Origin of the sequence: Streptomyces sp. NPDC048751 (assembly GCF_043198595.1) — a bacterium.
Taxonomy (GTDB): Bacteria; Actinomycetota; Actinomycetes; order Streptomycetales; family Streptomycetaceae; genus Streptomyces.
The window spans coordinates 59,777-77,843 of record NZ_JBICUX010000004.1; the positions used below are offsets into that span (position 1 = coordinate 59,777).

15 protein-coding genes are annotated in these 18,067 nt (G+C 73.2%); 4 read left to right on the top strand and 11 right to left on the bottom strand.

What is annotated here, in order from left to right; translation table 11 throughout:
* Genes ACGFNV_RS15260 through ACGFNV_RS15270 form a run of 3 tightly spaced genes read left to right on the top strand, consistent with a single transcriptional unit; the run spans position 1 to position 3,983 of the window.
* Positions 1-2,430: a GNAT family N-acetyltransferase gene (locus ACGFNV_RS15260; protein ID WP_393622629.1), complete on the top strand. Its 2,430-nt coding sequence runs from the start codon at positions 1-3 to the stop codon at positions 2,428-2,430.
* Positions 2,427-3,401: an LLM class flavin-dependent oxidoreductase gene (locus tag ACGFNV_RS15265; protein ID WP_393622631.1), complete on the top strand. Its 975-nt coding sequence runs from the start codon at positions 2,427-2,429 to the stop codon at positions 3,399-3,401. The genes ACGFNV_RS15260 and ACGFNV_RS15265 overlap by 4 nt, the downstream gene beginning before the upstream one ends.
* A 27-nt stretch (positions 3,402-3,428) precedes the next feature.
* Positions 3,429-3,983 (top strand): PaaI family thioesterase, encoded by a 555-nt coding sequence (locus ACGFNV_RS15270; RefSeq protein ID WP_393622632.1) that lies wholly within the window; start codon positions 3,429-3,431, stop codon positions 3,981-3,983.
* Here ACGFNV_RS15270 and ACGFNV_RS15275 read toward each other — a convergent pair.
* Positions 3,977-5,128 carry an acyl-CoA dehydrogenase family protein gene (locus tag ACGFNV_RS15275; RefSeq protein WP_393622633.1) on the bottom strand — a complete coding sequence of 384 codons (1,152 nt, stop codon included), beginning with the start codon at positions 5,126-5,128 and terminating at the stop codon, positions 3,977-3,979. The genes ACGFNV_RS15270 and ACGFNV_RS15275 overlap by 7 nt on opposite strands.
* Before the next feature lie 118 nt (positions 5,129-5,246).
* The gene (locus tag ACGFNV_RS15280; RefSeq protein WP_393622634.1) at positions 5,247-6,101 is read right to left on the bottom strand and encodes a LysR family transcriptional regulator; all 855 of its coding nucleotides are present in this window, start codon (positions 6,099-6,101) and stop codon (positions 5,247-5,249) included.
* A 68-nt stretch (positions 6,102-6,169) separates the two neighbouring features.
* Between ACGFNV_RS15280 and ACGFNV_RS15285 the strand changes: the two genes are divergently transcribed.
* Positions 6,170-7,087, top strand: a complete 918-nt coding sequence (locus ACGFNV_RS15285) for a DMT family transporter (RefSeq protein ID WP_393622635.1) — start codon at positions 6,170-6,172, stop codon at positions 7,085-7,087.
* A 22-nt stretch (positions 7,088-7,109) separates the two neighbouring features.
* Here ACGFNV_RS15285 and ACGFNV_RS15290 read toward each other — a convergent pair whose 3' ends face one another.
* The 9 genes from ACGFNV_RS15290 to ACGFNV_RS15330 all read right to left on the bottom strand — a co-directional run bounded on the left by ACGFNV_RS15290 (position 7,110) and on the right by ACGFNV_RS15330 (position 18,019).
* The gene (locus tag ACGFNV_RS15290; protein ID WP_393622637.1) at positions 7,110-8,465 is read right to left on the bottom strand and encodes a sensor histidine kinase; all 1,356 of its coding nucleotides are present in this window, start codon (positions 8,463-8,465) and stop codon (positions 7,110-7,112) included.
* The gene (locus ACGFNV_RS15295; protein ID WP_393622638.1) at positions 8,462-9,196 is read right to left on the bottom strand and encodes a response regulator transcription factor; all 735 of its coding nucleotides are present in this window, start codon (positions 9,194-9,196) and stop codon (positions 8,462-8,464) included. The genes ACGFNV_RS15290 and ACGFNV_RS15295 overlap by 4 nt, the downstream gene beginning before the upstream one ends.
* Positions 9,197-9,282: 86 nt before the next feature.
* Complete coding sequence (locus ACGFNV_RS15300; RefSeq protein WP_393622640.1) at positions 9,283-9,696, bottom strand: PepSY domain-containing protein; 414 nt, start codon at positions 9,694-9,696, stop codon at positions 9,283-9,285.
* Positions 9,697-9,947: 251 nt separating this feature from the next.
* Positions 9,948-10,430, bottom strand: a complete 483-nt coding sequence (locus ACGFNV_RS15305; protein WP_393622642.1) for a hypothetical protein — start codon at positions 10,428-10,430, stop codon at positions 9,948-9,950.
* A gap of 119 nt (positions 10,431-10,549) precedes the next feature.
* Complete coding sequence (locus ACGFNV_RS15310; RefSeq protein ID WP_393622644.1) at positions 10,550-10,681, bottom strand: hypothetical protein; 132 nt, start codon at positions 10,679-10,681, stop codon at positions 10,550-10,552.
* A gap of 53 nt (positions 10,682-10,734) precedes the next feature.
* Positions 10,735-15,423: a cation-translocating P-type ATPase gene (locus ACGFNV_RS15315; RefSeq protein ID WP_393622646.1), complete on the bottom strand. Its 4,689-nt coding sequence runs from the start codon at positions 15,421-15,423 to the stop codon at positions 10,735-10,737.
* A 202-nt stretch (positions 15,424-15,625) separates the two neighbouring features.
* Positions 15,626-16,165 (bottom strand): hypothetical protein, encoded by a 540-nt coding sequence (locus tag ACGFNV_RS15320; protein WP_393622648.1) that lies wholly within the window; start codon positions 16,163-16,165, stop codon positions 15,626-15,628.
* A gap of 72 nt (positions 16,166-16,237) precedes the next feature.
* Positions 16,238-16,816: a 1,4-alpha-glucan branching protein gene (locus ACGFNV_RS15325; RefSeq protein WP_393622650.1), complete on the bottom strand. Its 579-nt coding sequence runs from the start codon at positions 16,814-16,816 to the stop codon at positions 16,238-16,240.
* Between the two features lie 69 nt (positions 16,817-16,885).
* Positions 16,886-18,019 carry an aromatic ring-hydroxylating dioxygenase subunit alpha gene (locus ACGFNV_RS15330; RefSeq protein WP_393622652.1) on the bottom strand — a complete coding sequence of 378 codons (1,134 nt, stop codon included), beginning with the start codon at positions 18,017-18,019 and terminating at the stop codon, positions 16,886-16,888.
* Positions 18,020-18,067: the final 48 nt, after the last annotated feature.

Consider the following 18,067-nt stretch of genomic DNA (forward strand, 5'->3'; position numbering starts at 1 on the left):
GTGACCACTCCCCCGTACCCCTCGTATCCCGACGACCTGGAGCGGCCCGGGCTGGTCAGGACCGGGCGGTCGACCTTCGTCAGGCCCATCCGGCCCGAGGACGCCGACCGCCTGGTCGCCTTCGTCGGCAGCCTGTCCCGGGCCACCCTGGCCCTGCGCTCCCTCGGCCCGGTGGTCCGCGCCCGCGACGACGTCATCCGGCGCGGCGCGCACGTGGACTACCTCAACGAACTGGCGCTCGTCGCCCTGGCGGGCGACGAGATCGCCGGCCTGGTCCGGTACGTCCGCGACCCCGAGGAACCGGAGCACGCCGAGGTCACGTTCACCATCCGGGACGACCACCAGAGCGAGGGGTTCGGCAGGCTGCTCCTGGAGCACATCGCCGCTGCCGCACGCGCCCGGGGCGTCCGGGTGCTGGAGGCCGACGTCCTCGCCGACAACACCCGGATGATCAATGTGCTCCTCGGCTCCGGCTACCGGGTGGAGGCCGGGCCGCCCGGTCAGATCATCCACTTCGAGATCGCCGTCGACCCGCAGGCCCAGGCCGTGGCCCGGGCGGAGCGCCGCGAGCACACAGCCGTACGGCGATCGCTCAAGCCCCTGCTGGAGCCCCGTTCGGTCGCCGTGATCGGGGCCAACCGCGCCCCCCTGACGATCGGCCACGAGATCGTGGCCAACCTGCTGCGAGGCGGGTTCCGCGGCAGCGTGTTCCCGGTCAACCCGCGGGCGGAGCACATCGCCGGGGTACGGGCGTACCCCCGTGTCCGCGACCTTCCCGAGCCGCCGGACCTGGCGCTGGTGGCGGTGCGCGCCGAGGCGGTGCCCGACGCCGTGCGGGAGTGTGCGCAGGCCGGGGCCAAGGCGGTGGTCGTCGTGTCGACGGGCTTCGGGGAGACCGGGGTCGAGGGCCGGGCGACCGAGCTGGAGCTGGCCCGCTTCGCCCGCGCGTCCGGGATGCGGCTGGTGGGCCCGAACTGCATGGGCGTGCTGAACACGACACCCGCGGCACGGCTGGCCGCGACCTTCTCGCCCGCCCTGCCGATGCCGGGCCGGGTGGCGATGTCCAGCCAGTCCGGGCCGCTGGGGCTCGCGGTGCTCGACTTCGCCAAGCGGCTGCGGCTCGGCTTCTCCGGCTTCGTGTCGGTGGGCCACGCCGTGGACGTGTCCACCGACGAACTCCTCCAGTGGTGGGAGGAGGACCCGGCGACCTCGGTGATCCTGCTGCACGTCGAGACCTTCGGCGATCCGCGCCGGTTCGCCCGCGTCGCCCGCCGGATCGCGCCGCGCAAACCGATCGTCGCGGTTCACCCGGGCCCCGCGGACTCGGCGGTGAGTTCGCTGTTCGCCCAGTCCGGGGTGATCCGCACCCGCGGTCTCCAGGAACTGTTCGACGTCGCCCTGCTCCTCGCCCATCAGCCTCCCCCGCCCGGCAACCGGGTCGCCGTGATCACCAACGCGGGCGGGCCCGCGGCCCTGACGGCCGGGGCCTGCGCGGCAAGCGGTCTGTGCGTACCGGCTCTCGGCGAGCGCACCCGCCGGACACTGCGATCGGCCCTCCCGCCGCAGGCGGACGTCGCCAACCCGATCGACCTGACCCCGAAGGCCACCGCCGCGCACTACCGGCAGGCGCTGGACGCGGTGCTGGCCGACGACGACATCGACGCGGCCGTCGTCCTGTTCATGCCGCCCCTGGCGGACAAGCCCGACGAGGTGGCGGCGGCGATACTCGACGCGGCCGCGGCCACGCCCACGAAACCGGTGGTGACGAGCTTCCTGGGCGGCGCGGGCGTCGCCGACCTCCTCCACCGGGACGGACTGGTCGTACCGACCTACACGTTCCCCGAGGCGGCGGCCGCCTCGCTCGGTCACGCGGCGGCGTACCAGGCCTGGCGCAGCACCCCCGCGGGCGTCGTGCCGGATCTCGCGGGAATCGACGTCGATCGCGCTCGATCGCTGATCGCCGGGTGCCGTCCCGGCCCGGCGCCGGCGACGGTCGTCACCGACTTGCTGGCCTCGTACGGAATCGCCGTACGCGACAGCGGACCGGGCGCCGGTCCGGACGCGTTCCTCTCCGTCGGCGCGGACCCGGTCTTCGGGCCGGTGGTCTCCTTCGGCCTGACCGGGGACTACGCCGACCTCATGGCGGACGTCGCGCACCGCGTCACCCCGCTCAGCGACCGTGACGCCCGTGAGATGGTCCGCTCGCTGCGGGCGGGCCCGCTGCTGGACGGCCGGACACGGGGCCGCGGGGTGGATCTGTCGGCCCTCGAGGAGACCGTCCTGCGGATCTCGGCGATGGTCGAGGACCTCCCGGAGATCGAGGCACTGGAACTGCGCCCGGTGCGGCTGCTGCCGCCCGGCGAAGGGGTCGCCGTCGCGCACGCGACGATCCGACTGGCGGACGACACAACAGGAGGCGGTCCGGCGTGAAGGTGGGCATCTACTTCGACCTGCGCAACCCCCCGCCCTGGCGGCAGAGTTGGTCCCGGCTGTACGGGTTCACCCTGGAGATGTGCGAGGAGGCGGACCGGCTGGGCGTCGACTCGGTGTGGTTCTCCGAACACCACGGCTTCGAGGACGGATACCTCCCCCAGCCGCTCACCATGGCGGCAGCGGCCGCGGCCCGCACCCGCCGGGTGCGCCTGGGCACCGCGGTCATCCCCGCACCGCTGCACGCGGCCCCCGAACTCGCCGAACAGGCGGCGGTCGTGGACATCATCAGCGGCGGCCGCCTGGACCTCGGTCTGGGTACCGGCTACCGGGTGCCCGAGTACCGCCTGTTCGGCGCCGACCTCACCAAGCGCTACACCACGACCGACCGACGGGTCCGGGAGATCCGCGGCCTGTGGGCCGAATCCCTGGTCACGCCCGGTCCCGTCCAGGACCCGCTGCCGATCTGGCTCGGCTACCAGGGCCCGCAGGGCGCCCGGCGGGCCGGCCGGCTCGGCACGGGGCTGCTGTCCCTGAACCCCGCTCTGCTGGCGCCGTACCAGGAAGGTCTCGCCGAGAGCGGGTACGACCTGGCGGCGGCCCGGATGCAGGGCTCGTTCACCACGTTCGTCACCGAGGACCCCGACGGCGACTGGCCGGTGGTGCGCAGACACCTGGCGTACCAGTGGGACAGCTACCGCCGGTACATGGTGGAGGGGACGGACCAGCCGGTCCCCCGCCCCATCGACCCCGAGAAGTGGCGGGAGACGGGACTGAGCGCGACCGGCGTCGGCCAGTTCCTGTACGGCACCCCGCAGGAGACCGCCGACGCCATCAGGGCCTACGTGGCAGGGTTGCCGGTGGAAGGGGTGTTCCTGTGGGCCTCGCTGGCCGGGATGCCCGAGGAGATGGTGGCCCGCCAGGTCCAGCTCATCGCCGGGAAGCTGCGCCCGCTGCTTGCCGACGCCTGACCGCCCTGGATGACGAGGAGTTGCAGCATGTCGACGAGCGCCGGTTCCTTCTCGAGCGGTACGGGGGCCACGACACCGGCCGGCCACTGGGCCGGGGCGGACTTCCAGGAACCGCCCCGGACCCCTGGCGGGGTGGCGCTGTGCGGCGCGTGCCGCGGTGCCGGTTCCTGTCGGCTGGGTGTGGAGCGTGAGCGGCTCGACGACGACGGCGTGGCGTGGTTCGAGCTCTCCTGCCCCCGCGACCAGGAGGGCGGCCCCGATGTCGCGCACGGCGGCTGGACGGCGGCCGTGCTGGACGACTGCCTCGGGCATCTGCCGCTGCTGCACCGGGTGTTGAGCGTGACCGCGGAACTGACCGTGAGTTTCGTCAAGCCGGTGCCGGTGGAGCACCCGCTGCGGGTCCGGGCCTGGGTCGAGCGGCGGGAGGGCTCACGCTGGTACATCGCGGGCGAGATGGTGCTGCTGCCGACCCGGGCCGTGCTGGCCCGGGCCTCCGGGATCTGGGTGACCCGGGACCGGGGCCACTTCGCACGGCACGAGAAATGGCTGGCCGAGCAGGGCGGCGACACCCGGGATCAGTAGGACCGCAGTCCCATGCTGCGGGCGATCCCGTTGCGCTGGATCTGGCTCGTCCCCCCGGAGATGGTGGCCACGATCGACTCCCGGTAGCGGAAGCTCATCACGCTCTCCGTCGAGAAGCCGTGGCCCGCGCAGACCTGCATCCCGAGCCGGGCGGCCGCCACGTAGGTCTCCGAGCCCTTCAGCTTCGCCATCGAGCCCTCGCGCGTGCAGGGCTTGCCCTGGGCGAGCAGCCAGGCGGCGCGGTACGCGAGCAGCCGGGCGGAGTCGATCTCGGTCTGCAGGTCGGCCATGGCGTGGGCGAGCGCCTGGAAGTTGCCGACCGGACGGCCGAAGGCGTGCCGGGTGCGGGCGTACTCCAGCATCTCGTCCAGGGTGGACTGGGCGGCCCCCAGATAACCACCGGTGATGATGACCTTCTCCAGTTCGATGTTGGAGAGCATGACCTTCCAGCCGTCGTCGCGCGGGCCGACGAGGTTCTCCTTCGGGACCCGGGCGTCGTTGAAGAAGACCTCGTTGGTGCCCAGGATGTGCCGGGCGAGCGTCGGGGTCCGGCGCACCTCGACGCCCTCGGTCGCCGGGTCGACGAGCAGCAGGCTGATGCCGCCGTGCTTGGGCTCGCGGGGCCCCGTGCGTACGTACGTCGCGATGGTGGTGTCGGGCAGCCCCGCGCCCGTGCACCACGCCTTCTGCCCACGCACCAGGAAGTGCTCCCCGTGGTCCTCGGCGGTGGTGCGCAGTGCCGCCGCGTCGGAACCGCTGTCCGGCTCGCTGAGGCCGACGGCGAGCCGGTGGCGCCCCGTCATGACCTGCTCGCGGATGAAGTCGCGCTGTGCCTCGCTGCCCCACCGGAAGACCGTGATCCCGGGGATGAGCACGCCGATGTAGCACATGGCGACGTCGAAGCTGGCCCGCCCCAGCTCCTCGGCGATCAGAACGAGCTCGAGCGGCCCGCCGCCGTCGCCGCCCTCCTCCTCGCTGAACGGGAGGGAGAACCAACCCAGTTCGGCCATGCCGCCGAACAGCTCGGGCGGTACGACGCCTTCCTCGTCCCACTGCTTGGCCTTCTCGGCCGGGCACACGTCGGCGACGAAGTGCCGTGCCGTCGCGCGCAAAAGGTCCTGCTCGTCGGTCAGCCCGAAGTCCACGGCCACTCCTCGCCACCACTCGGCTATTCATCTATCTAATTATTCTATGTTAGCGGATAACTCGGGAGGAGGGACCGACAGCTTTCCGCGGGTTCAGGGCCGCGGCCGGCGCGGGCGGTCAGCCCTCGCGGTAGAGGGCGGTGAGCAGTTCCATCACGGCCTGGGTGGCGGGGTGCGGGTCGTCCCGCCACCAGGCGAGGCGTACGGCGATGGGCTCGGCGTCGCGCACCGGCCGGTAGACGATGCCGGGGCGGGGGTACTGGTGGGCGGTGGACTCCGCCGTCATGCCGATGCAGCGGCCGCTGGAGATCACGGTGAGCCAGTCGTCGACGTCGTGCGTCTCCTCCGTCGCCGGGCGGGAGTCCGGTGGCCACAGGTCGGGTGTGGTGGTGCCGGTCCGCCGGTCGATCAGCAGGGTGCGCTCGCCGAGTTCCGCGAGCCGCAGCGAACGGCGCGGCGCCAGGGGGTCGTCGGCGGACAGGGCGGCGAGCCGTCGCTCCAGTCCCACGATGGCGGACTCGAAACGCCGGTCCTCCAGCGGCCTGCGTACCACCGCGAGATCACAGGCGCCGTCCGCGAGCCCGGCGGTGGCGGAGTTGACGCGTACGAGATGCAGGTCGGTGCCGGGTTGCGCCTGGGCCCAGCGTCGCTGGAAGGCCGGCGTGTGGCGGCCGAGCGCCGACCAGGCGTAGCCGATCCGCAGGCGGGTGTGGCCCGAGGTGGCCTCCTGGACCAGATCCTCCACCTCCGCGAGCACCCGCCTGGCCTGCGCGAGCACCCGCAGCCCTGTCGCGGTCGGCGTCACCGCGCGCGAGGTACGGCGCAACAGCCGTACGCCCAGGGCCCGTTCGAGTGAGGCCAGGGTTCGGGACACGGCCGCCTGGGAGACGCCGAGCGTGATGGCCGCGTCCGTGAAGGTGCCCTCGTCGACGATGGCGACGAGGCAGCGCAACTGCCGTAGCTCCAGATCCATGAGTCAACCGTATAGATCGAGCGACGAACGCATTTTGCGCATGGGCCGGTGCGCCACACGATCGGTGCATGCGAGCCGAACCCGCCCCCGTCACGGCACCCACCAGCTTCACCCCGTCCGCCGGCCCTGAGGCGTGCCCGGACCCGGAGCCCGACCGCGGCCGCTTCGCCGGAGTGGCCGCGATGATCGGCAGCGGCCTGTCCAACCAGAGCGGCGCCGCGATCGGGTCCCTCGCCTTCCCCGTCCTCGGGCCCGTCGGTGTCGTCGCGGTCCGCCAGTATGTCGCCGCGCTCGTCCTGCTGGCGGTCGGGCGACCCCGGCTGCGGAGCTTCACCTGGCGGCAGTGGCGGCCGGTGCTCGGACTGGCCGTGGTGTTCGGGACGATGAACCTGTCCCTGTACAGCGCCATCGACCGCGTCGGCCTGGGTCTGGCGGTGACGCTGGAGTTCCTCGGCCCGCTCACGATCGCCCTGTCCGCCGCACGCCGACGCGTGGACGCGTGCTGCGCGGTGATCGCCGCGGCGGGGGTCGTCACGCTGATGCGTCCGCGGCCCTCGACCGACTACGTCGGCATGGGGCTCGGTCTGCTCGCCGCGGCATGCTGGGCGTCGTACATCCTGCTCAACCGCACCGTCGGCCGGCGCGTCCCCGGCGCGCAGGGGTCCGCGGTCTCCGCCGCGGTCTCCGCCCTGATGTTCCTGCCGGTCGGCATCGTGCTCGTCCTGCGGCAGCCTCCGACCGCGCAGGCCGTCGGCTGCGCCGTCGCCGCCGGTGTCCTGTCCTCGGCGGTCCCGTACCTGGCGGACCTGTTCACCCTGCGCCGGGTGCCCGCCGAGGCGTTCGGACTCTTCATGAGCGTCAACCCCGTCCTCGCCGCGGTCGTCGGCACGCTCGGCCTCGGCCAGGAACTGGGCTGGACGGAGTGGGCGAGCATCGGGGCCGTCGTCGCCGCCAATACCCTCAGCATCCTGTGCGGAAGGACGTGAAGACGCCCGCTCTCACCCCTGGTCACGCGGGGCGCAGGTGGATGCGGGCTTCGAGGCCGGTGCCGGGGGCGGGGTGGAGGGTGATGGTTCCGCCGGAGGCGTCGACGAGGTGGCGGACGATGGGCAGGCCGAGGCCGGTGCCGTCGTGGTGGGCGTCGGAGGAGCGCCAGAAGCGGTCGAAGGCGCGTTCGCGGTCGGCGTCGTTCAGGCCGGGGCCCTGGTCGATGATGTGGAGTTCGGTGCCGGGGGCGCGGTGCAGGGTGATCGTGGTGCTGGGTGGGGAGACGCGCAGGGCGTTGGCGAGGAGGTTGTCGGTGATCTGCTCCAGGGCGCCGGGGATGGCCCACACCTGGCCGGCGGGTGGGCCGGTGATGTCGAGGGCGACGTACTGCTCGGCCGCCAGTGGCTCCCACATCGCCACCCGGTCGGCCAGCACCGTGTCCAGGTCGACGGGTTCGGGGGTGGTGGCGGTGTTCTCCAGGCGGGCCAGGGCGAGCAGTCCCTGGACCATACGGCCGAGGCGTTCGACCTCGCCGACAGCTTCGTCCAGGCTGCCGTGGGCCCGCGGGTCGAGGTAGGGCTCGAAGTTCTCCAGCCGCAGCCGCAGCCCGGTGAGCGGTGTCTTGAGCTGGTGGGAGGCTTCCGAGGCGAACGCCTGCTGGGCCTTGAGCAGGTGCTGCAGCCGGGCGGCGGTGCGGGTGAAGGAGGCGGCCAGGCGGCGGAGTTCGGGCGGGCCGGTGGAGGCGTCGGGCGGGTGGGTGAGCTGTCCCTCGGCGAGCTGGGTGGTCGCGGCCTCCAGGGTGCGCAGGGGGCGGGTGATCCACCGGGCCAGGCCGAACGCGACCAGCGCCACCACCGCGAGGACGCAGGCCCCGGCCAGGGCGAGAGCTCCCCAGATCCGGTGGACCCGTGCACTGACCTCGGAGAGGGGAAGGGTCACGCGCAGGGTGCCACGGATCGTGGTGCCCGAGGTGCCGGGCATGGTGGCCGACAGCACGTCGTTGCCGGCGCTGTCGGTCGTGGTGGTGACGGTGGGCTGGTTGCGCAGGGCCCGGGCGATGTCCGGTTGCGCGGCCACGCTGACGCCGGTGCGGCCGGTGGGGTCGGAGTCGGCCAGGACGGTGCCCCGCTTGTCGGTGACGACGACACGGGCGCCGGTGCGTTCGGCGTACTCGCCGATCACCTCGGGCAGCGCGTCGAGCTCACCCTTCTCGATGTTCTCCTCGGTGACCTCGGCGAGCATGGACGCGTCGCGTTCCACGCCCTGGGAGGCCCGGGTGGTCTCGCCCCGGGCGTAGATGAAACCGAGGGGTATCTCCAGCCCCGCCAGCACGAGCAGGGCCAGGCCGAGATAGCTGAGCAGCAGGCGCCGGGTCATCCGGTCTCCTCGGCGGCGGTGTGGTCGCCGGGGACGGTGAGGCGGAAGCCGACCCCGCGAGCGGTGGTGATCCAGCCCGCGTCACCGAGCTTGCGGCGCAGGGCGGCCACGTGGGCGTCGAGGGTCTTGGTGGGGCCGAAGAAGTGCGGGTCCCACACCGTGTCCATGATCTGCTGGCGTGAGTACACCGTCCCGGGATCGTCGGATAGGAAGGCGAGCAGATCGAACTCCCTGGGCGTCAGGGCGACTTCCCGGCCGTCGAGGTGAACCTCGCGGGTGCGGCGGTTGATGGCCAGCGGTCCCACCGCCTGTGCGCCGGAGGCGGGTCGGTGCGCTTCCGGTGCGTCCGCCGACCCGGCCGGCGTGTAGGCGGGTGCACCGGCGCGCCGGGTGACGGCCCGGATGCGGGCGATCAGTTCCCGTACGCCGAAGGGCTTGGCGAGGTAGTCGTCGGCGCCGAGTTCGAGGCCGACGATGCGGTCGGCCTCCTCGCCCCGTGCGGTGATCATGATGATGGGGACGGCGGAGCGGGCGCGCAGACTGCGGCAGACGTCCAGGCCGTCCATGTCGGGAAGGCCGAGGTCGAGCAGGACCAGGTCCGGCGCGGCCGTGGTGTCCGCGAGCCCGGCGGCTCCGGTGCGGACGTGGTCCACGGTGAAGCCATAGCGTCCCAGGCCCTCGGTGAGAGGGCCGGCGATTCGGTCGTCGTCTTCGATGAGCAGCAGCCGCATGGCGCCAGACTCGCACAGCTGTGCCACAGCGGTTGCACGGTTCACGGGGAAGCCACCGGGGGCCAGGGAGACGCGCGGGACGTCCGTCAGCCGGCGTCCTCGTCCCCCTCGGCACCCTCCTTCTTGGTGTCGCTGACCTTGAAGGACTTGTCGAGGTAGACCTCGACCGTGGTGCCGTCGCCCTGCTTCACCTCGACCGCGTACATGCCGGGCTTCTCCGCGTCCTCCTCGGACTTCACGACGGTGCCCGGGTAGGCGGCGAGCGCGGCGGCCTCGGCCTTCTGCTTGATCTCGCCGGTCAGCGGGGGCTCCTTCTTGTCGTCGGCGTCTCCGCCGGCTTCACCCGCCGCCTCGGCGCCACCCGCGCCCTGGGCCTGCTGCTGGGTGTTCGCGGCGCCGGAACTGTCGGAGCCGGAGTCGGAACCGCCGCAGGCGACCAGCGCGAACATCAGGACGGCGCAGGGAGCGGCAAGCACGGCACGACGGGGCAGAGCACGCATCAGGGTGTCTCCAAACACGGGGGAAGCGCTGCGGGTTCGAAGGTCTGTGGACCGGACCTCCGGGGGACGACAACGACCCTAGGAACCCGCTGTCGAGAGACAGCCCAGCAGTTGGAGAGGGGAAGACCAACGGTCCGCCAAGGTTTCGCCTTAGAGCCACGCCCCGAGCGCTGTCCGGTCCGGGGACGCCGGTGGGGTCCCGACGCCGGACCGCGTCGGGACCCCACCGGCGTGGGGCGCGAACGGGTCGGTCACGCCGTCGCCGTCTGCCGCGGCTGGGCGGATTCCGTCCGGGCGGAGGGCTCGGCGTCGGGCTGCCGACGCTGCTCCTCTTCCCGCCCGGCTCGCTTCCGGGCCCCCTGCTCGCGGGTGATCACTTCGGTGGCGGCGCCGACTGCGACGGCGACCGGCCACTCCAGGGCTCCGGCCACGGCCATGGCGCCGAGGACGCCGTAGTAGACCACCTTGCGGGGCGAGGGGAGCATCGACGTGCCTCTGCGGGCGCCGGTGAACATGTCGCCCGGGGTCACGTAGGGGATGGGTACCCGCGGGTGCGCGGTGTGCATGTGGACCACCTTGCCGCCCGCCGGCTTCTCCCGGCCTTCAGGGGCCTCGGGTGCCTGCTGCGCCTCGCCGGTCGTGGGGGCCGTCTGCGGTGTCTGCGCCTGGTCGCCCTGGTTCGGACTCTCCTTCTGGGTGGGTGTCTGTCCTGGCTGGAACTGCGGGGATGTCATCTCCGTCCTCCCTGTGGGGAAGCGTACGTGGATGTGCCCCTTCTTCTACGGTTCCATCTTCGGGCAGTGAAAAACCACCCAAATGCGGCAAAGGCTTACGAGTTGTGCCGGATGCCAGGTCAGGCGTGAGCGGCCGCCGGACGCCCGCCGCCCATGAGCGTCTTCCAGAGCTGGACGGACAGGTGAACCAGGGCGGCCTCGATGAGGGCGACCGTTACCCGGGTCAGGATCGTGGTGAGGATGTGCGGCACGTTGCGGCCGCCTTTCGTGTGCGTGGGGCGGGGGACCGCTCCTTTGTCCGGTCTCACGGCTTCCGCGAGGCGGCATCGGCATGGCCTGGGGGTGAACTTTGCCTTGCCGGAACCGCGGCAGGCCCCTCCGCTCGTCCCGGCCGTACGGCGACATCCGCGGCGCGCTGCACGAGGGCGGGCAGGACGACGGAGCCCACCGCCGCCGTCAGGGCGATCGTCCAGCCCGACGGGCCCAGGGGCCGGCTGCCGAAGAAGTGGCTGAGCCCGGGCACCGCCACCACCACACCCAGCACCACCAGGGACCCCACCACGGCCGCGGCCACGACCGGGTCACGGCCGGCGTCCGCCAGCGTCTGGAACAGCTGGGAGGACACGAGGGCGACGAGGGCGACCGTGTCGGCGCGCCCCCGGGTTCCGGTCGCCCGGGCGGCCACCCAGGCGGCGGCCGCCGCCGCCGTGGTGACGGCGGCACGCAGTCGGATGTGACGCGTGAGGGCCGCTCCGAGCGACGCCTCGGGCCCCTCCGCGAGCAGTTTCCTCGCGGGGTCGGCCGGCGGCCGGGCGGCGATGGCCATGGCGGGCAACATGTCCGTGAGCAGGTTGACCAGGAGGAGCTGCCGTGCGTTCAGCGCGCTGCGCCCGGTGAGCAGACTGGTCGCCAGGGTGAAGATGATCTCCCCGAGGTTGCCGCCGAGCAGGATCCCCAGCGCCTTGCGCACCGAGGCCCACATGGCCCGGCCCTCGACGATGGCGTCCACGATGGTCTCGATACGGTCGTCGGTGACGACCACGTCGGCGGCGGAGCGGGCCGCCGGGGTCGCCCGGGAGCCGAGGGCGATGCCGACGTCGGCGATCCGGATGGCGGGCGCGTCGTTAGCGCCGTCGCCGGTGACGGCGACGATCCGGCCGGCCGAGCGCAGCGCGGTGACGATACGGACCTTGTGCGCGGGCGTGACCCGCGCGAACACCGTGATGTCCGGCAGGGTCCGCACGAGCGCGGCATCGTCGAGTGAGTCCAGCTCCGCCCCGGTCATCAGCCGCGGCTCCTCGTCCGGCCGCAGTTCCCTGGCGATCGCGGCGGCGGTGCTGGGGTGGTCCCCGGTGACCATGACGATCCGCACCCCGGCCGCGGCGAGCCGGTTCACGCTCTCGGCCGCGGTGGCCCGTACCGGGTCCGCGAGGCCCAGCAGGCCCAGCAGACACAGCCCGTCGAGGTTCTCGTCGCTGACGTCCGCGAGATCGGCGAGCGCGGTGTCGTCCCGCGGTGCGCCCGCCGGCAGGACGTGCTCGGCGACCGCGAGGACCCGCAGGCCCCGCCGGGCCAGCCGGTCCACCTCCGCCTCGAGCTCCTCCCGCTGCCGGTCGCCGAACGGCCCGGTGCCGCCGCCCCGGCGGATCCGGTCACAGCGGGCCACCACGACCTCGGGTGCGCCCTTGACGACGATCCGCGCACGGTCGCCCGAGCGCCCCAGCACCGCGTGGAAGCCGCGCCCCGGCTCGAAGGGCAGCTCGGTCACCCGGTCCCAGGTCGCCGAGGCGAGCCCGGCGGCGCGGGCGGGGTCAATACCGAGCGACTCGGCCCCGGCCGCGATGGCTCGGTCCGTGGGGTGGGCGAGCGACGCGGCGGGACCGGGCGGACCCGCCAGGGCCGCCGTGGCGAGGACCCGGCGCAGCTCCGGGGTGAGCCGGTCGGGCGGCCGGCTCTCCAGCCCGTCGGAAACCTGCTGGAGGCTGATCCTGCCCTCGGTGAGCGTGCCGGTCTTGTCGAAGCACAGCACATCGGTGCGGCCCAGCGCCTCGATCGTGGAGGCGCTGCGCACGAGGGTGTCCCGGGTGGACAGCCGACGGGCCGCGGCCAGTTCCGCGACCGTGGCGACGAACGGCAGCCCCTCGGGCACGGCGGCGACGCACAGGCTGACCGCGGACCCCAGGGCGGCGCCCAGCGGCCGCCTGCGCAGCAGGTCGACGGCGAAGAGGACGACTCCCGCCGCGACGGACAGCGGCAGGAACCACCGGCCCAGGGCCTTCAGCCGCCGCTCCACACCGCTCTCGGGCGGCCCTTCCAGCGGAGCCGCCTCCGCCGCGCCGCCCGCCTCGGTGGCGGTCCCGGTGGCGACCACCACGGCGAGCGCGTGACCGGCGGCGACCGTGGTCCCCTGGTAGAGCATGGACGTCCGGTCCGCGACCGCCCGGGCCGCGGACGGCGCGGCGCTCTTCGCGACCGGCAGCGACTCGCCGGTGAGGCTGGACTCGTCGGCCTCGACACCCTGCGCCTGCACCACCCGGCAGTCGGCCGGGACCGCGTCGCCGGCCCGCAGTTCGATCACATCGCCGCGCACCAGGTGCTCGGCGGCCGTCTCGACGGCCTCGGCCCGGTCCGCGCGGCGCACCAGCGCCCGGACCGAGGTCGCCTCGACCAGCCGCTCGGCCGCCTGGTCGGCCTTCTGCTGCTGCACCCCGCCCACCAGCGCGTCGACCCCCAGCACCCCGCCGATGAGCACGGCGTCCAGGACGGAGCCGAGTGCCGCCGAGATGCCGCCGCCGATCGCCAGGATGGGGGTGAGCGGATTGGCCATCTCCTCAGCGAACCGGCCGATCAGGGTGACGGCACCGTCGTGCCGGTCGCGGCCCTCGAACTGCCGACGCCGCGCGGCCTCGGCCTCGTCAAGACCGCGGGAGGAGCTGCCCAGCCGCGCCATCACCTGACGTACCGTCATGGAGTGCCACGGCGTACGCTCGATGGCCGCCGGAGCCGGACGGCCGCTCAGCCGCCACCCCGCCCAGAAGCCCGTCGTGAGCCCGGCGAGGGTCACCGCGTCGGTCACCAGGCGGGCCCGGGCCCAGGCTCCCGGACGGGGAACGAGAAGGGCGAGGGCCGAGCCGGCGAGGGCTCCGGCACCCTCCAGACGGGTGCAGAGCACGCCCACCCGCCGGGCCTCGGGCAGGGCGGTCAGCAGCAGATGGACGACATCGGGCGGGGCGGCGACATGGGCCTCCCACGGCACCCGGCGCGGACCGGTGAGCAGTCCGATCCCCAGGTCCGCACGTACGAGGGCGCGCCGGGCCCGCGCCGACACCACGACCACACCGTGGCCCTCCGCCTGGAGGGAGCGGACCAGCGCGGCCGTGCGGAGCTGTCCGGTGGGGACCGCCTCGGGCAGCCCGAACCGACGGTGCAGCCCGGGCGGGCCGCCCACCAGCCGCACCTCGCCGCAGTCACGCGCCGCGCGCACCAAGTGGTGGGCCAGCGCATGCAGTTGGGGTACCAGAGCGGCCACCGCGACCGGAGTGTCCTCCCGCAGGACGAGCAGGACCTGCGCGCCCTCGTCCGCCCACCGCGCCGCCTGCGCGGCCGTCTCCTCGGGCACCACGACACCGCCCGGCACGGTGTCCGTCCCGGTGTACGGCCGCACCGCCCACCCCGTTCGCCGCTGCGGCCGCGCGGGGTCGGCGCCGGGCCCCCGCCCCGGCGGGCCGCCCGGCTCGATCAGCTCGAGGATCCGTGCGTGGATCTCGTCCTCCTCCGGGCCTTCCTCCCCGGCGCCGGGAGGGCGGTCGCCGTCGTGCTCCCCCGGCCGCCCGCCGGTCGGTGTCAGGCGCACCATGCTCTCGACGGTCCACCCGCCGGTGGCCAGCACCCGGGCGTCGAGGACGACCGTGTCGATCCGGTCGAGCCGACGCAACGCCTCCGGCCGCAGCACCAGCGCCCCGCGGTCGGAGACCGCGCGTGCCACCGAGCAGGCGAACGACTCCCGTCCGAACCGTGGGCCTCTCGGCGTCCCGGCGGTCAGCAGCGCCAGCCCCCGGTCGTGGCTGAGCGTGCCGAGCCCGGTGAGTCCGTACGCGGCGAGGGACACCGGCACCGCCACGTTGGCGTACCGATCGCTCCGCCCGGGCGGCAGCCGGGTGGGCCGCTCCTGCGCCGGCACCGCGTCGTGACGGTACGTTCCCTCGTGCGCGGCCAGCCGGCGCGACCAGTCGCCCCAGGCCCTGCGCCGGGCCTGCACCTCGGCGTACCGGGCGCCGGCCAGCGCGGTGGTCGCCGCGGCTCCGATCGGCCGGAACGTCAGCGTCGCGAGCAGCAGGTTCGTCGCGGCCCAGGTCCGCTCCGCGCCCTTGTCACCGAGCCGGCCGGCGATCCCCTCGCGCAGCCGCGGGGTGGCCTCGGCGAGCTGCACCGCGGAGATCACCACCGGAGGGAGCCCCCGCAGCCGCAGCAGGTTGCCGACCGACGCCACCCCGACTGCCGCCAGGCCCGCGCCGAGGTGAACCGCCGCCTCGATCCCCTGGGCCGCCGCGCCGGGGAAGCCGACCGGACGCCGTGCCCCTCCCCCGCCGGAGCCCCTCTCGCCACCGGTTCCCGCCTCGGGAGCGACAGCGTCCGCCGCGGCGACCAGGGCGACGACACGCTCCAGGTCGGTCTCGGGCCCGCAGGCGACGTACACGCAGCCCAGCGTGCCGTTCACCTCCGCGCGACACACCCCCGGCACCGCCAGCAGCGTGGCCTCCACCTCGCGTGCCGCGCCGGACGTCCCGGGCCGCCCCAGGCGCAGGACCTCGACCTGCACGCCGCCGGGCGTACGCCAGAGCCGGGGCGTGCGGGGCCGCAGCAGGGGCCCGATCACCGGCATCGCCGCAGGGAGGCCGGTCAGCCACTTCGCGGCGGAGCGGACCGACCCGATCGCCGCAGGGCCGGTCACGAACCTGGAGACTGCGGACGGGGAGAGCACTGGCCAGGTCACGCGGCCTCCACTGTCGGCCCACGGGCGTCATGGCCGGCGCCCCGGAGGACACACGGCTCAGTCCAGTATGACCAGATTTAACCGGTGTCGTCCCGTTCAGCCACGCCGGATGTGTTCCTGTTCTCCTTCCGCCCGTCCTCTCGGTCTCGGGCAGGTCACGCCGCCGCATCCCGCTGTGGGTGGCGTACGGCCGGGGCCCCGGTCAGCGGATGTCGCCCGTGAGGGTGTCGGCGTTCCAGGCGGTCAGCCGGTCGGCGAGCGCCCCACCGCCGTCGAGGAGATGCCGTGCGAACGCGTCGCGCTCGTGGGCGAGGATGGCGGCTTCCCAAACGCAGGGGGTGAGACCGGTACGCCCCGGGCGGAGTTGGTCGGGCTGCCCGGCCGGTCCGGCGAAGACGGCCAGGTCGGACATGAGTCCTTCGATCCACGTGTGAACCAGGACGTAGTCGCCGTCGCCGCCCGCGTGCGTGATCAGGACGGCGAGGCCGAGCGACCCACGGGTGCGGCCGAGTGCCAGATGCCCTTCGGCGATCCGTGCGGCGACGTCGACGGCCTGCTCCGTCACATCACGGCCCGGGGCCTGGAGGGAGTACACCTTGACCAGGTGCCCGCTCAACTCCCGCACCCCCACGAACCGGGCGGGCCGCTGGTGGTGTTCCTCCGACAACGCCAGCAAGGCGGCACTGTCCACCGACTCCGGCAGTGCGCTCACAGGGGCCATCGCCATCTGCTGATCAGCCATGTGGATCATGATGCCCAGCAGCGCCTCAGGGTGTCCATGCCATTCCTCGACGCCTGTCCGTGCCCGCCGCCCTCACCGCGGCACGACGGCCGCGACTACGCCCCGTGCGGTCGTTCCGTTCGGCCAGGTCCATCCGGCGACGAGGTGTCCGGCCGAACCCTGCGCGGCGTCCGCGGCCCGCAGTACTCGGTTGACCCGGACGTCGAGTCCGTCGCCGGGGCCGGTTCCGTGCACGGTGACGGTCGGGTCAGGGGTGTCGCTCTCGCTCTGGTGCTGCGGTATCGCCTCACCGCGCAGAAGGGCACGCAACTGCGCCATCACCACCGGGTCCTGGACGCCGTCGTAGATCCACCGGGTGCCGAGCACCCCGTGCTCGGAGGTGCCGATCAACGCCTCGCCGGGAATGCCCTCAAGCGCGGCCCCGCGATATCCCATCGGCACGAGATAGGCCACCGGCTCGCGCGCGGCGGTGTCCACCACGACCATGAACTCGATGCCGACCGCGCCCTCGGGATCGTCCAGACGGAACCCGCCGGCCCTGAGCAGTTCCGGCGCTTGCCCGTCGCCGACGTACCAACTCTGCTTCGGCAGCCAGTCGTTGAGCAACTCCAGCTTGGTGGGCGTCATGGTGGTGCGGTGGATGGAGGCCATGGCGAGCTCCTCATGTGTAGGCCTGGGCCCGTCCCCCGGACGGGAGGTCCCGACGGGACATGATCGAACCTATAGGTTCGATCCGGTGCCCAGGCGCTCCCGGACGAAGTCGTGGAACTCGCCGATGTGGTGCTCGCTGGGCACCAGGACGCCGCCCTTCGCGTACAGGCGCGAGCTCATCGCCGGCTGGCAGCGCTCGCAGGCGTCGAAGTCCTGCCGGTTGACCCGGTCGAACAGTTCCACCGACCGGCTGACGTCCCGGCCGCTCGCCACGACGCCCTTGAGATACAGCCAGTCGCACTCCACGATCGTCCGGTCGACCGCCACCGGATACATCCGGTGGAAGATCACGTGGTCGGGGACGAGGTTGATGAACACCTGCGGCCGCACCGTGATCGCGTAGTACCGGCGGTCCTGGTCCTCGGAGACCGTGGGGATACGGTCCAGGCCCTCGGAGCCGTCGACGGTGAACCCCCTGACGTCCGCGCCGAACTCGGCGCCGTGCCCCACGTAGTACTGCGCCGCGTACCCGTCGGCGAACTCCGGGAGCACCTCCGTGAGTTCGGGGTGGATCGTCGCGCAGTGGTAGCACTCCATGAAGTTCTCGACGATGAGCTTCCAGTTCGCCCGTACGTCGTAGACGATCCGACGCCCGATCTCCAGGCTCTCGACGTCGTAGCGGTCGATGGACTCCACGTCCCCGAGGCGCGCCACCACGTCCGCGACCACCGACTGCTCGAACGGGGGCGGGTCCTCGGCCAGGCACACCCACACATAGCCCAGCCACTCGCGCACGGCCACGCTCGCCAGGCCGTACTCCCTCCGGCCCACGTCCGGCATCTTCGTCAGGTTCGGAGCCGCGACGAGCTTGCCGTCGAGGTCGTAGGTCCAGGCGTGGTACGGGCATTGGAACGCCCGCTTCACCTCGCCGGACTCCTCCGTGCACAGCTTCGCGCCCCGGTGCCGGCACACGTTGAAGAAGGCGCGGACGGACCTGTCCCGCGACCGGGTCACCAGCACGCTCTCCCGTCCCACGTCCACGGTCCTGAACGCGCCCGGCTTGTCCAGCTCCGCCGAGCGCGCCACGCAGAACCACATGGACTCGAAGATGTGCTCCTGCTCCAGGCGGAAGATCTCCGGGTCCGTGTAGTGGTGGCCCGGGAGCGTCGCGATCAGGCTCTCCGGCAGGGAGGTCGCAGTCATGGAGAACTCCTGAGGTTTCCTTATGCGCAACATGTATCGTGCAACGCA

Coding starts and splice junctions, on each gene's coding strand:
- ACGFNV_RS15320 (WP_393622648.1), bottom strand. CDS start 16,165: ATGGCTGATCAGCAGATGGCGATGGCCCCTGTGAGCGCACTGCCGGAG.
- ACGFNV_RS15285 (WP_393622635.1), top strand. CDS start 6,170: ATGCGAGCCGAACCCGCCCCCGTCACGGCACCCACCAGCTTCACCCCG.
- ACGFNV_RS15270 (WP_393622632.1), top strand. CDS start 3,429: ATGTCGACGAGCGCCGGTTCCTTCTCGAGCGGTACGGGGGCCACGACA.
- ACGFNV_RS15330 (WP_393622652.1), bottom strand. CDS start 18,019: ATGACTGCGACCTCCCTGCCGGAGAGCCTGATCGCGACGCTCCCGGGC.
- ACGFNV_RS15300 (WP_393622640.1), bottom strand. CDS start 9,696: ATGCGTGCTCTGCCCCGTCGTGCCGTGCTTGCCGCTCCCTGCGCCGTC.
- ACGFNV_RS15305 (WP_393622642.1), bottom strand. CDS start 10,430: ATGACATCCCCGCAGTTCCAGCCAGGACAGACACCCACCCAGAAGGAG.
- ACGFNV_RS15280 (WP_393622634.1), bottom strand. CDS start 6,101: ATGGATCTGGAGCTACGGCAGTTGCGCTGCCTCGTCGCCATCGTCGAC.
- ACGFNV_RS15290 (WP_393622637.1), bottom strand. CDS start 8,465: ATGACCCGGCGCCTGCTGCTCAGCTATCTCGGCCTGGCCCTGCTCGTG.
- ACGFNV_RS15295 (WP_393622638.1), bottom strand. CDS start 9,196: ATGCGGCTGCTGCTCATCGAAGACGACGACCGAATCGCCGGCCCTCTC.
- ACGFNV_RS15325 (WP_393622650.1), bottom strand. CDS start 16,816: ATGGCCTCCATCCACCGCACCACCATGACGCCCACCAAGCTGGAGTTG.